Source organism: Microbacterium sp. LB12, from assembly GCF_037150835.1.
Lineage (GTDB): Bacteria > Actinomycetota > Actinomycetes > Actinomycetales > Microbacteriaceae > Microbacterium.
In genome coordinates this window covers 22,503-35,382 of sequence record NZ_JBBCPF010000013.1, presented here as the reverse complement: position 1 = coordinate 35,382, position 12,880 = coordinate 22,503, and the positions used below count along the sequence as shown (strand labels likewise).

General features: G+C 68.7%; 12 protein-coding genes and 1 tRNA gene. 7 read left to right on the top strand and 6 right to left on the bottom strand.

Translation table 11 applies throughout. The annotated features are described in order from the left end of the window. Positions 1 to 25: 25 nt before the first annotated feature. Positions 26 to 718 carry a response regulator transcription factor gene (locus WFM69_RS17385; protein ID WP_337006882.1) on the bottom strand — a complete coding sequence of 231 codons (693 nt, stop codon included), beginning with the start codon at positions 716 to 718 and terminating at the stop codon, positions 26 to 28. A 154-nt stretch (positions 719 to 872) separates the two neighbouring features. Between WFM69_RS17385 and WFM69_RS17380 the strand changes: the two genes are divergently transcribed. After that, positions 873 to 1,862: a CPBP family intramembrane glutamic endopeptidase gene (locus WFM69_RS17380; RefSeq protein ID WP_337006880.1), complete on the top strand. Its 990-nt coding sequence runs from the start codon at positions 873 to 875 to the stop codon at positions 1,860 to 1,862. A gap of 27 nt (positions 1,863 to 1,889) precedes the next feature. Here the strand turns inward: WFM69_RS17380 and WFM69_RS17375 are convergent, their stop codons facing one another. From WFM69_RS17375 to WFM69_RS17365, 3 genes are read right to left on the bottom strand one after another with little or no spacing between them, the layout of a single operon-like run. Next, the gene (locus tag WFM69_RS17375; protein WP_337006878.1) at positions 1,890 to 3,530 is read right to left on the bottom strand and encodes a DNA repair helicase XPB; all 1,641 of its coding nucleotides are present in this window, start codon (positions 3,528 to 3,530) and stop codon (positions 1,890 to 1,892) included. A 36-nt stretch (positions 3,531 to 3,566) separates the two neighbouring features. Beyond that, complete coding sequence (locus WFM69_RS17370) at positions 3,567 to 5,276, bottom strand: helicase-associated domain-containing protein (protein ID WP_337006876.1); 1,710 nt, start codon at positions 5,274 to 5,276, stop codon at positions 3,567 to 3,569. Between the two features lie 10 nt (positions 5,277 to 5,286). Then, complete coding sequence (locus WFM69_RS17365) at positions 5,287 to 5,562, bottom strand: multidrug ABC transporter ATPase (protein ID WP_337006874.1); 276 nt, start codon at positions 5,560 to 5,562, stop codon at positions 5,287 to 5,289. Positions 5,563 to 5,680: 118 nt separating this feature from the next. Here WFM69_RS17365 and WFM69_RS17360 point away from each other — a divergent pair, with 118 nt between their 5' ends. Both WFM69_RS17360 and WFM69_RS17355 read left to right on the top strand, forming a co-directional pair. Then, positions 5,681 to 6,061: a cold-shock protein gene (locus WFM69_RS17360; protein WP_050722660.1), complete on the top strand. Its 381-nt coding sequence runs from the start codon at positions 5,681 to 5,683 to the stop codon at positions 6,059 to 6,061. Further along, positions 6,045 to 6,686, top strand: coding sequence for a DUF3027 domain-containing protein (locus WFM69_RS17355; protein ID WP_337006872.1), 642 nt, complete (start codon positions 6,045 to 6,047; stop codon positions 6,684 to 6,686). Before WFM69_RS17360 ends, WFM69_RS17355 begins: the two co-directional genes overlap by 17 nt. A gap of 10 nt (positions 6,687 to 6,696) precedes the next feature. Here the strand turns inward: WFM69_RS17355 and serC are convergent, their stop codons facing one another. Then, on the bottom strand, positions 6,697 to 7,809 hold the full coding sequence (serC, locus tag WFM69_RS17350; RefSeq protein ID WP_337006870.1) for a phosphoserine transaminase: 1,113 nt from the start codon (positions 7,807 to 7,809) through the stop codon (positions 6,697 to 6,699). A 101-nt stretch (positions 7,810 to 7,910) separates the two neighbouring features. Here serC and WFM69_RS17345 point away from each other — a divergent pair, with 101 nt between their 5' ends. The 4 genes from WFM69_RS17345 to WFM69_RS17330 all read left to right on the top strand — a co-directional run bounded on the left by WFM69_RS17345 (position 7,911) and on the right by WFM69_RS17330 (position 10,645). Then, the gene (locus WFM69_RS17345) at positions 7,911 to 8,612 is read left to right on the top strand and encodes a metal-dependent transcriptional regulator (protein WP_337006868.1); all 702 of its coding nucleotides are present in this window, start codon (positions 7,911 to 7,913) and stop codon (positions 8,610 to 8,612) included. Between the two features lie 351 nt (positions 8,613 to 8,963). After that, complete coding sequence (locus WFM69_RS17340) at positions 8,964 to 9,716, top strand: M23 family metallopeptidase (RefSeq protein WP_337006866.1); 753 nt, start codon at positions 8,964 to 8,966, stop codon at positions 9,714 to 9,716. A 309-nt stretch (positions 9,717 to 10,025) separates the two neighbouring features. Further along, a complete protein-coding gene (locus WFM69_RS17335) occupies positions 10,026 to 10,523 on the top strand; it encodes an HNH endonuclease (RefSeq protein WP_337006864.1) in 498 nt (165 codons plus the stop codon). Positions 10,524 to 10,571: 48 nt separating this feature from the next. Continuing rightward, positions 10,572 to 10,645, top strand: a tRNA-Arg gene (locus WFM69_RS17330). A 14-nt stretch (positions 10,646 to 10,659) separates the two neighbouring features. Here the strand turns inward: WFM69_RS17330 and WFM69_RS17325 are convergent. Beyond that, a complete protein-coding gene (locus WFM69_RS17325) occupies positions 10,660 to 12,846 on the bottom strand; it encodes an MMPL family transporter (protein ID WP_337006862.1) in 2,187 nt (728 codons plus the stop codon). Positions 12,847 to 12,880 lie beyond the last annotated feature (34 nt).

Sequence of the window (12,880 nt, the reverse complement as noted above, 5' to 3'; positions counted from 1 at the left end):
GGCGGCGCGGATGGTGGCCCGGTCGTCAGGCGGACTTGCCGACCTTGAGCATGTAGCCGAAACCGCGCTTGGTCTGGATCAGCGATTCCTCGGTGTACGGGTCGATCTTGCGGCGGAGGTAGGAGATGTAGCTCTCCACGATGCCCGCGTCGCCGTTGAAGTCGTACTCCCACACGTGGTCGAGGATCTGCGCCTTCGACAGCACCCGGTTCGGGTTGAGCATGAGGTAGCGCAGCAGCTTGAACTCGGTCGGGCTGAGCTCGATCGGCTCCTTGCCCACGTGGACGTCGTGCGTGTCCTGATCCATCGACAGCTCGCCGGCGCGGATGATCGACTCCTCGTCGGCCTGCATCGTGCGGCGGAGGATCGCCTGGGCCCGCGCGACGATCTCGTCGAGGCTGAACGGCTTGGTGACGTAGTCGTCGCCGCCGGCGTTGAGCCCCTCGATCTTGTCCTCGGTGCCGTCCTTCGCCGTCAGGAACAGGATCGGAGCAGTGAAGCCCGCGCCGCGGAGGCGCTTGGTCACGCTGAACCCGTTCATGTCGGGGAGCATGACGTCCAGGATGATCAGGTCCGGCTCCTCTTCGAGGACGGCCGAGATCGTCGCGGCGCCGTTGGCGACCGTCTTCACCTGGAATCCAGCGAAGCTGAGACCCGTGGAGAGCAGGTCGCGGATGTTGGGTTCGTCGTCGACGACCAGGATGCGCGGAGCAGTCATGACCCCATTATGGTGACTCCGACCCTGTGGATGCTGACTATTGTCCGGAACGGCGCGGAGTCGCCTCTCGCCCGAGCACTCTCGCGACCGGCGGGAAGGCGGCATCATCCCGCCGTCGGATGCGACGCATAGCCGCACACGAGAGGATCGATGCATGAGCTCGAACGAGGACGCCGCCGTCGCCCCCGCCCCTGCCGAAGAGGTCGCATTCCACCGTCTGGCGCACCTGCGCCCGCGCTATCGGTGGTGGCGGGTGCTGCTGACCGGGGTGGTCGGGATCGGGCTCTACCTCGCGATCCTGCTGCTGGTGATCGTGCCGCTCGTGATCGTGACGATGCTCGTTCCGGGATGGGCGGCCGAATTCCAGACGCTCCTCACCACGACGCAGTACTTCGATCTCGATCGTCCGTGGCTCCTCGTCGCGCTGGTGCTCCCGCTGATCCTCATGATCCCCGCCCTGCTGCTGGCGTCGCGCATCGTGGAAGGGCGCGGGGTCGGACTGCTGTCGTCGGTCACGGGACGGCTGCGGATGGGGTGGCTGGGGAAGAGCCTGATCCTGGCGCTCGGCGTGTTCGTCGTCTACTTCGCCGTGCTCGTGGGCTGGTCCGCGGCATCCGGCGACCCGGTGGCTCCGGACCTCTCGCATCCTCGCCTGTGGGTGATGGTGCTTCTCGTGGTGCTGCTGATCCCGTTCCAGGCCGCCGCGGAGGAGTACGTGTTCCGCGGGTACCTGATGCAACTGGTCGGCGGGTGGCTGCGGCATCCCGCCTTCGCCATCCTGCTGCCGGTGCCGCTGTTCGTACTCGGGCACGGATACGACGTGTGGGGTGCGGCGAGCGTCGGCGTCTTCGCGGTGGTCGCCGCATGGCTGACCTGGCGCACGGGAGGACTCGAGGCCGCGATCTCGCTGCACATCGTCAACAACGTGCTGATCTTCCTGCTCGGATCCGTCGACCTCGTGGACGCGAACGCCACCTCGGGGGCACCCGTCGACCTGCTCGCCTCGACGCTCGCGATGGTCGTGTACGCCCTGCTCGCCGATCGATGGGCGCAGCGGCTCGGTGTCGTGCGGACGGCCCGTGTGATCCGCCCCGCGCCCGTACTTCTCGGGACCCATCACCTGGCTCCCGTGCTGCACGGCTGATACCTGCGACGGCTGCCGCGGGTGTGCTCAGGCCGCGATCGCGTCGGCGTCCATGATCGTGTAGCTGTACCCCTGCTCGGCGAGGAACCGCTGCCGGTTCTGGGCGTAGTCCTGGTCGATCGTGTCGCGCGCGACGAGCGTGTAGAAGCTCGCGGTGTGCCCCGACTGCTTCGGACGCAGGAGGCGGCCGAGACGCTGGGCCTCTTCCTGCCGCGATCCGAAGGATCCGGATACCTGGATGGCGACGGACGCCTCCGGCAGGTCGATCGAGAAGTTCGCGACCTTCGACACCACGAGCAGCGAGATGTCGCCCTCGCGGAATGCGCGGTACAGCTCCTCGCGCTCGTCCACGGGCGTCGCCCCGGTGATCTGCGGCGCGTTCAGCGCCTCGGAGAGCGACTCGAGCTGATCGAGGTACTGGCCGATCACCAGGATGCGCTCACCCTCGTGCTTCGCGATGAGCTCGCGCACGGCCTCGACCTTCGCGGGGGCGGATGCCGCAAGCCGGTAGCGTTCGTCGTCGGTCGCTGCCGCGTATTCGAGCCGGTCGCTCGGCGGCAGGTCGACGCGCACCTCGTAGCAGGCGGCGGGGGAGATGAAGCCCTGGGCCTCGATCTGCTTCCACGGGGCGTCGAAGCGCTTCGGGCCGATCAGGCTGAACACGTCGCCCTCGCGTCCGTCCTCGCGCACCAACGTCGCGGTGAGTCCGATGCGACGGCGGGCCTGCAGATCGGCGGTGAGCTTGAACACCGGCGCCGGCAGCAGGTGCACCTCGTCATAGACGATGAGACCCCAGTCGAGCGCGTCCAGGAGCGCCAGGTGAGCGTATTCGCCCTTCCGCTTGGCGGTGAGGATCTGGTAGGTCGCGATCGTGACCGGTTTGACCTCCTTCGCCTGACCGGAGTACTCGCCGATCTCTTCGGGGGTCAGGCTGGTGCGCTTGAGCAGCTCGTCGCGCCACTGCCTGGCCGACACCGTGTTCGTCACGAGGATCAGCGTGGTGGTCTTGGTGGCGGCCATCGCCCCCGCGCCCACGATCGTCTTGCCGGCACCGCAGGGGAGCACAACCACGCCGGAGCCGTCCTTCGCGAAGGCGTCGACGGCATCCTGCTGGTAGGGGCGGATGTGCCAGCCGTCCTCGGCGAGGTCGATCTCGTGCGGGGTGCCCGGGGTGTATCCGGCCAGGTCTTCGGCGGGCCAGCCGATCTTCAGCAGCTCCTGCTTGATCTGCCCCCGTGCCCACGCATCGACGACGAAGGTCTCCGGGGTCGGGTGCCCGATCAGCAGAGGCTGGATGCGCTTGTTGTTCGCCACCTGCGCGAGCACGGCGGGATCGGAGGAGCGCAGGATGAGCGTTCCCTCCTCGTCGCGCTCGATGACGAGCCGTCCATAGCGGTTCACCGTCTCCCGCAGGTCGACGGCGACCGAGGGCGGGACGGGGAAGCGCGACCAGCGATCGAGCGTTTCGAGCATGTCGTCGGCCGTGTGCCCCGCTGCTCGGGCGTTCCACAGTCCGAGACGGGTGATCCGGTAGGTGTGGATGTGCTCGGGCGCGCGTTCCAGCTCGGCGAAGATCGCGAGTTCATGGCGGGCGCTCTCGGCGTCGGCGTGGGCGACTTCCAGCAGCACGGTGCGATCGCTCTGGACGATCAGGGGGCCATCAGACATAGCTGTCCAGTTTACCGGTCGCGAGACGCACGGGGCCTACGGCGCGACGACCGTCGCCGTGAGGATGCTCGACACCGGGAGCGTGCGCTCCACGTCGGCGGCGCGATCCCGCCCGCGGAGCCGTCCGCCACCGATGCCGGTCGCTTCCAGCAGAAGCTCTCTGGTCGACCCGTCCGGCATGCCGACCGTGACCTGCAGGACGGATTTCGCGCGAACGGCGGCTTCGAGCTCGCGGTCGAGCCAGGCGGCGTCGGCATCCGGCCCCTGGTGCGAGCGGAGACGCTCGATCAGAGGGGTCAGATCCGCGGCATCGGTGGGCGACGTCGGCAGCAGAGGCGCCGGGTGCCGCTCGCGTACGAGGAGGGCGCCATTCGCCCCCACGAGCGTCGCCGGGTACCGGGCATCGGTGAGCGCCCAGTACACGGTGTCGCGGCCGACGCGTGTCGTCAGGGACCCGACATGTGCGGTGAGGGCGAGGGGGCGCAGCGATTGGTCGACGCCCATCGCCTGGATGAGGTGGTCGTCGGCGCTCTCGATCCGGGTGCGACCGGTCTCGTCGTCCGTGAACACGCGCACGAGCCCGTGGCGTTGTGCGGTCTGCGCGATGAGATAGCTGAGCGGTTGCGGGATCCCGGTGAGGGAGATCGCACCGAGGAAGTCCAGAATCGACTGCTCGGTCTCGCCGGCCACGAACGCGTGCGCCACGGACTCGGCGGTGAATCGATACGACGAGGCCTGGGCCGCGGATTCGCGTGCGGCGATCGTGCGCAGCCGCACATCGAGGGCGGGCTCCAGCGGGCCGGGGGCGATCGCGGTGAGATCGTTCTGCAGGAAGATGCGGTCGACCTCGCTCGGCAGCAGTCGCACGAGCTCCGTCGTGTCGGCCGTGCCGCCGAGGCGCAGCCCCGTCGCCCAGGCGGGTTCGGTGCCGTCTTCCGCGACCAGGCCGAGGAGCCGCGCGGCATCCTGCAGGGTGCGCGACCGTTCGGGCCACGCCGGATCCCACGGATGCGCGCGGGACCAATCACCCGAGGGGATCCACCCACCGGCCTCCGAGCGGATGCCGCGGGGCAGCGTGTCCCGGAACGCGGTGGCCAACGTCGTCCAGCGCTCCGCCGCGGAGGCGCGCAGCCATTCCTCCGCTGAGAGGCTCGTCCGGAGCCGCCGGTCGATCGCGACGGCGAGTCCGGCCTGCAGGGCGATTCCGGCGAGGGTGTCGACGATCTCCACCGGCACGCCGGATTCGGCGAGCTGACGCTTCTCACCCGCGCTGATCCCGCCGCCGGTGAGCAGCGCGAACGGGCTCTCCCTGGCGATGAGCAGCAAGTCTGCGAGGACGGCCACGGTCGTGAAAGCACGTTCGGCCACGTGCGCGGACGTGGTCGGCGATGACGTGGTCACGGTGTCGACCTGTGCGGGAGCGGGGGTGTCGCGCCCGGCGATCGCCGCGGCCACCGGCGGATAGGGGGAGCCGTCCGGGCGGAGGAGGGCGAGGGCTGCGAGCCGCTGCTGCGCGGGCCCGGCCTCCTGCCCCGCTGTGGCCGCGAGCAGCGCGGTCGCCTCGGCGGCGGTCAGGGTGGGGAGGACACGGCCGATCGAGGCCGGGTCGAGCAGTGCTTCTGCGGCATCGAAGAAGTCCTGCCACGGAGCATCCGGTCGCACGCCGCGTGCGGCGAGGAGATCGCGGAGCTCGTCATCGCTCGCAGCCGCCAGCCAGTCCGCCAGCGGTCGTGCGTGAGTGCTCATGGCCGTTGCCTCAGGAACGCGAAGACGCGCGGCCCTTTCGGATGAAGCTCATCGTGAGCAGCGCGATGATCATGAGGAATGCGACGGGGAGACCCCAGTAGGGGATGGCGGCGATGATCGGCCAGGCGCCGTGACCGAACGCGGCCTGATCCATGCCGACCCAGGTGCCGATGATGATGGCGAAGAAGCAGATGACGGATGCGGCGGCGATCCCGAGCGCTGTGAAGGCGAGGATACGATCCACCCGGCGGATGGGGACCTCCGGTCCGGAGTTCTGCGTGCTCATCCGTCTCAGCCTACTCGTACTGCGGCCTTCGGGTCCGCGCGCCCCGCGACCGGTAGGCTGGGGGGACGCGCATCCGCGCGTCCACGGTTCCGCACATCGATCCCAGCGAGGTTCTCCCATGCCCACCGGCAAGGTCAGGTTCTACGACGAAGACAAGGGTTTCGGCTTCATCGCCAGCGATGACGGCCAGGATGTCTTCCTGCACGCCTCTGCGATGCCTGCGGGCACCGCGGTGAAGGCCGGTGCACGCGTGGAGTTCGGCGTGGCCGACGGCAAGCGCGGGCTGCAGGCGCTGTCGGTGCGTGTGCTCGAGGCTCCGCCCAGCCTGTCCAAGGCCAAGCGCAAGCCGGCCGACGACATGGCCATCATCGTCGAAGACCTCGTGAAGCTCCTCGACGGCATCGGGGGAGACCTCCGCCGCGGGCGCTACCCCTCCTCCGGACACGGCCGCAAGATCGCGGCCGTCCTACGCAAGGTCGCCGATGACCTCGAAGCCTGACGCCGACGCGCGTCTCATCGACGCGCACGATCTCGCGCTCGCTGCTCTGCGCGAGATCACTCCGGCGTCCACGATCGGTCCTGCCGCGGGGTATCTTCCCGAGGAGGACGGCTCCGTCTCCCTGCGGTTCGAGAACCGGCTCGCCGGATATCCGGGGTGGTACTGGACGGTGACGGTCGCACGGGTCGACGACGCCGAGCCGACCGTGCTCGAGGTCGAGCTGCTTCCCGGTGAAGGCGCCCTCCTCGCTCCTGAGTGGGTGCCCTGGGCCGAACGACTGGCGGAGTACCGTGCGCACCAGGCCGAGCTGGCGGAAGCCGCCGCGGCTGCGGACGATGACCCGGACGCCTCGGACGACGATCTCGACGACGACGATCTTGGCGACCACGACGCGGGCATCATGCGCTCCGGCGATGTGCACGGCGTCGACATCGACGAGCTCGACGAAGACGATGACGATGACGATGAGCTGCCGTCGGACATCCTGCATGCGGGTGACGTCGACGGGGTCGACATCGACGAGCTCGACGAGGCCGCTGAAGACCCCGACGAAGAAGAAGACGCCGACGACGAAGACGCCGACGCCCTCGATGAGGACGCCGGCGACATCGACGAAGAGGAGTGACCTCGGGGGCTCAGGCGCCCAGGTTCTCCAGCACGTAGTCGAGCGAGCGGGTCAGTTGGCGCACGTCGTCGGGCTCGATCGAGACGAACGTCGCGACGCGCAACTGGTTGCGGCCGAGCTTGCGGTACGGCTCCGTGTCGACGATGCCGTTGGCGCGCAGGGTCTTAGCGATCGCCGCGGCGTCGATGGAGTCGTCGAAGTCGATCGTCGCGACGACCGGTGAACGGTGCGCGGCGTCGGTCACGAACGGCGTCGCGACGGAGGACGCCTCCGCCCAGTCGTACAGCACCGAGGAGGACTCGGACGTGCGTGCCGCAGCCCAGGAGAGACCGCCGTTGTCGAGGATCCAGCGCAGCTGGCTGTCGAGCAGGTGCAGCGTGGTGAGCGCCGGGGTGTTGAGCGTCTGGTTCAGGCGGGAGTTGTCGACGGCGTTCTTCAGGCTCAGGAACTCGGGGATGTAACGACCGGAGGCTGCGATGCGCTCGATGCGCTCGATCGCGGCGGGGGACACCGCGGCGAACCACAGCCCGCCGTCGGAGCCGAGGTTCTTCTGCGGCGCGAAGTAGTAGACGTCGGCCTCAGCGGCGTCGAAGTCGATGCCACCGGCTGCGCTCGTCGCGTCGATGACGGTCAGTGCGCCGTCGGCCTCGATGCGGCGGACCGGCGCCGCGACGCCCGTCGAGGTCTCGTTGTGCGGCCAGGCGTAGACGTCGACGCCCGGTACGACCTCGGCGGAGGTGAGGGATCCCGGCTCCGCCTTGCGCACGTCCGGCGCCTCGAGCCAGGGAGCCCCGGCTGCGGCGGCGAACTTGCCGCCGAACTCGCCGAACACGAGGTTCTGGCTGCGGCGCTCGATCAGTCCGAACGCGGCCGAGTCCCAGAAGGCCGTGGAGCCGCCGTTGCCGAGGAGGATCTCGTATCCCTCCGGCAGACGGAACAGGGCGGCGAACTGCTCGCGCACGCTGCCGACGAGGTTCTTCACGGGCGCCTGGCGGTGCGAGGTGCCCAGGATCGACGCTCCCGACGCGACCAGTGCCTCGAGCTGCGCCGGGCGCACCTTCGAGGGACCGCAGCCGAAGCGGCCGTCAGCGGGCAGGAGGTCACGGGGAATCTCGATCGCCATGCGTCGATTCTAGGGGGCGCTCGGCGCGTCGCCGGACGGGCGTCGGATCCGATGTCCGTCCGGGAATGTAGGCTTGCCTAAGAACCTCGGAGGGCCCGCACATGACCGATCTGATCGACACCACGGAGATGTATCTCCGCACCATCCTCGAACTCGAGGAGGAGAACATCGTGCCGCTGCGCGCGCGCATCTCGGAGCGCCTCGGGCACTCCGGTCCCACCGTCTCGCAGACCGTCGGCCGTATGGAGCGCGACGGTCTCGTGATCGTCTCGGAAGACCGCACGCTCGAGCTCACCGACGCCGGCCGTCGCAAGGCGGTCGACGTGATGCGCAAGCACCGTCTCGCCGAGCGTCTGCTCTCCGACGTCATCGGTCTCGACTGGGCGTTCGTTCATGAAGAGGCCTGCCGCTGGGAGCACGTCATGAGCGAGCAGGTCGAGCGCCGTCTCGTCGAACTGCTCGGCCACCCGACGGAGTCGCCGTACGGCAACCCGATCCCCGGGCTCGACCAGCTCGGCGACGTCCCCGCCCGCACCTTCGATGAGGGCGTCGTCGGACTCGTCCAGCGACTGAACGCGGCAGGGGAACCCGTCGAGGGCACGGTCCGCCGCCTCGCCGAGCCTGCGCAGGTCGATCCCGAACTGCTGGAGCAGCTGCGCGATGCGGGTGTCGTGCCCGGCGCGCGTGGTGACTTCCGCTTCAGCGAGGGCTACGTCCTCATCCAGATGGATGGCAAGGACGAGGGGCTCGAGCTTCCGGTCGAGCTGGCATCGCACATCTTCCTGGTCGGCGAACCGGCCTGATCCGGGGCGGATTCCGGGGGTGCGAGCGCGTCGTCGCGGCGTTCTCCGACGATTGCCAGTTTCCTAGGGTGACATGTTCGTTATCTTCCGGTAACCTCGGTCAGGTCGTCAGCGAAGAAGCCCGCTGATGATGAACCCGCGGAGATTCGCCTTTCAGGCTCGTCGTCTTCGCGGCAGGAACGCACAAAGTACCCGAGCTACATTCGTGCCACGAGAGCAGAGTGCCGACGAGCCAGCGCTACCCGAATCAGCGCGAAGGCCCAGGAGGACCACGTTTTGGCCGCAGACATCGAACCGCCCGCGAAGAAAACAGTTGAAGACCGAGTACCCGCCCGCCGCACCGGCGTACGGGTGAACGCGCGGAAGGCCGTCAAGCCTCTCCGGTCGATCGCCATCTTCGGGGCCGTCGGTGCTCTCGTCGCCGGTGTCGCGCTCCCCGCCTTCGCCTCGTCGAAGCCCACGGAAGCCGCCACCACGACCGTGCAGCAGCTTGCCGCCGTCGACGCACAGTCCCTCGTGGTCGCGTCGCAGGCGACTTCCGCACCCCTCGTCAGCGGATCCTTCAGCGCGACCACTCCGGAAGAGGTCGCGAAGAAGAAGGCCGAAGAGGCCGCGGCCGCGCGTGCCGCCGCGGCGGCCGCATCCACCGCGTCGACCGGGTCGAGCGGACGATTCAACACCGCCGGATACGCACTCACCGCACCGGGATCCGGTGAGGTCCGCTATCCGCTGCCCCTGGGCTCCTGGAACGTGAGCCGCACCGTGGGCGGCGGACACAACGGCGCCGACATGCTCGCACCTGCTGGCACTCCGATCTACGCCGCCGCGGCTGGTGTCGTCCGAGCCTCCGCCGAGAGCATCGGCGGCTACGGCGTCTGCATCATGATCGACAGCGTCATCGGCGGACAGCGCGTGCAGACCACCTACGGTCACATGATCTACGGCTCGCGCCAGGTGCAGGCGGGTCAGACCGTCGCCGCCGGACAGTTGATCGGGTACGTCGGCAGCACCGGGCGATCCACCGCCAACCACCTCCACTTCGAGGTCTGGATCAACGGCGGTCTCGTCGAGCCCATGTCGTGGCTGTCGGTTAACGCCGGCTGATTCCCGGACACGCCTTCCTCCATTCACCTGCCGTTTCGCCTCGCACACATCGGCATGGGTTAGCCTGAACCCGTTGTCGTACGGGCGGGAGAGGCAGATGGAGCGAACATCGAGCATCCGAACCATGGATGCCCTCGGTCGTCACGTCCTTCTGCATAGCCCGCGGGGAAGTCACGGCGTTGCCGTGCGCGAAAGGCGCTGTCTGTAGACGGCGCCTTTTTTCGTCCCTGCGATCGCTCTGCCACCTGCGCGACCTCGTGTGAGTCGAGAGTGCCGGGAAGCCGTCCCGGCGGATCGAGAGGATGACGAATGCGCACACTTGTCCTGAATGCCGGATACGAGCCGCTGGCGATCGTGTCGTTCAAGCGAGCCCTGGTGCTCGTGATGAACGACAAGGCGACCGTGATCGAACGCGTGGAAGACGACCCCGTCTGGGGCACCCACGGCGTGTACGAACGACCGGCCGTCATCATCCTCGCCCGGTACGTCCGGGTGCCGACGAGCAGACGGGTGCCGGTGACGCGGCGCGGTGTCCTTCGCCGTGACAACCACCGCTGCGGATACTGCGGCAAGGCGGCATCCACGATCGATCACGTGCTTCCGCGGTCGCGCGGGGGAGCGGACTCCTGGGAGAACCTCGTCGCCTGCTGCCTGCGCTGCAACAACGTCAAGAGCAACCGCACCCCGCAGGAGATGCGCTGGCAGCTGCGGTTCACACCGCGCCCGCCGCACGGAACCGCCTGGACGGTGCGCGGAACCGAACGCAGCGATCCACGGTGGGAGCCGTACCTCGCCCTCGCGGCATAGAGCTCCGGGCCGAGGGAGCGCGGTGCGTTCCCTTAGACTTGAGGGCACGCCCTCGTAGCTCAGCAGGATAGAGCAGCCCTCTCCTAAAGGGCAGGTCGCAGGTTCGAATCCTGTCGAGGGCACCCAGAGAACGTGATCAGGGCTCTCCGCGCCGCCACAGCTTCGACGGCCACCAGATCGCCTTGCCGATGTCGTAGGTGAGCGCCGGAACCAGCAGCGACCGCACCACGAACGTGTCGAGCAGCACGCCGAACGCGACGATGAAGGCGAGCTGCACCAGGAACAGGATCGGGATCACCGACAGCGCCGCGAACGTCGCCGCCAAGACCAGCCCTGCCGACGTGATCACGCCACCCGTGATCGACAGCCCCCGCAGGATGCCCTCGCGCGTGCCGTGCGCCTTCGATTCCTCACGCACCCGCGTCATCAGGAAGATGTTGTAGTCGATGCCGAGCGCCACGAGGAACACGAAGCCGAAGAGCGGGACGGCGGGGTCGGCACCGGGGAACGCGAAGATCCCGTTGAAGACGAGTGCCGAGACGCCCATCGCCGTGCCGAACGACAGCACCGTCGTGAGGATCAGCAGCACCGGCGCGATGATCGACCGCAGCAGCAGCATCAGGATGAACATGATCACGACGAGGATGACCGGGATGATGAGGTTCCGGTCGTGGATCGACGCATCGTTCGTGTCGATCGACGTCGCGGTGACGCCGCCGACGAGGGCACCCACTCCGTCGAGGTCGGAGCGGAGTTCGCGCACGGTCGCGGCGGCCGCTTCCGAATCGGCGGCATCGGTCAGCGTGCCCTGGAGGAGCACGTCGCCATCCACCGTGGTGGGCTCCGGCGCGGGTGTTCCCGGTGCGCCGATCGCCGTGATGCCGTCCGCCGTCACGGGCGCGGAGCCGCTGGGCGAGTCGGACGCGGTGACCGAGACGCTGTCGATGCCGTCGTTCGCGAGCAGGATGTCGGCGGCGTCCTGGAGTCGGTCCTCCTTCACGACCACGTACACGGGGCTTCCGGAGCCGCCGGGGAAGTGCTCGCCGAGCACGGTCTGACCGTCACGAGCCTCCGAGGCCCCGAGCACCAGGTCCGACTGTGGCACGCCGTTCGCGTCGAGCTGGGTGACCCCCGCCGCTCCCGCGAGCAGCACGAGCGTCGTCACGATCCAGATCACGCGCGGGCGTCTCTTGATGAGGCCGGCCAGACGCGCCCACAGCCCGGTGGTGCGCATGCCGTGCTCCGCCGCGACCACCTCCGGCTCGAAACGCGGACGACGCGGCCAGAACACCGCACGGCCGAACAGCAGCAGCAGCGAGGGGAGCAGCGTCAACGCGGAGAGCATCGCGAACACGATGCCGATCGCGGCGACCGGGCCCAGCGTGCTGTTCGACTTCAGGTCGCTGAGCAGCAGGCACAGGAGTCCTGCGATCACCGTTCCCCCCGATGCGGCGATCGGTTCGACGGAGCCCTTCCACGCGGCGATCACCGCGGCGCCCTTGTCCTGCGCCACTCGCAGCTCTTCCCGGAAGCGCGACACGAACAGCAGGGCGTAGTCGGTCGCGGCACCGATCACGAGGATGAACAGGATGCCCTGGGTCTGTCCGCTGAGCAGCAGCACGCCGAACTTCGCGAGCCACCACACCACGAGGAGGGCGACGCAGAGTGCGAAGAGGCTCGTCGACAGCACCACGAGCGGCAGCAGGAACGAGCGATAGACGAGCACGAGGATCACCAGCACGGCGAGGAGGGCGACACCCAGCAGCAGGCCGTCGATGCCGGCGAATCCGGCCACCAGGTCGGCGCTGAAACCCGCGGGCCCGGTGATGTACACCTCGATCCCGTCGGGAACGGCCGCCCGCAGCTCATCCCCGAGCGCGGCCGTGGCGTCGGCGAGTTCCGCGTCCCCGTCGATCGGGATGAACGCCTGGACGGCGCGACCGTCGTCGGAGGGGAGCGCGGGAGACACATCGGAGCCGACGCCCTCCACATCCGGGGCCGCGGCGACGGCCTTCGAGATGGCATCCAACTCTGTCTGGGTGAGCTCGTCGTCGGAGACGAAGACCGCGATCGCCGGAATCGCGTCGCTGTCGTTGAACTCGCCCAGCAGCTGCTGCACCTTCGTCGCATCCGCCGACGCGGGCAGATAGGTCGTCTGGTCGTTGGAGGAGACCTCGTCGACCTTGCCGAACAGCGGCCCGCCCAGCGACGCACCGACCAGCCACACGAGGATCAGCGCCACGGGGAGGAAGACACGCACCCAGGAGTGGCGGCGTGAGCGCTCCCTGGTGGGTGGCGTCGGCGTGGTGTCGGGGCGGGACATCGGGTTCCTTCCGGGGGGACGGTCGTTCGAGGGG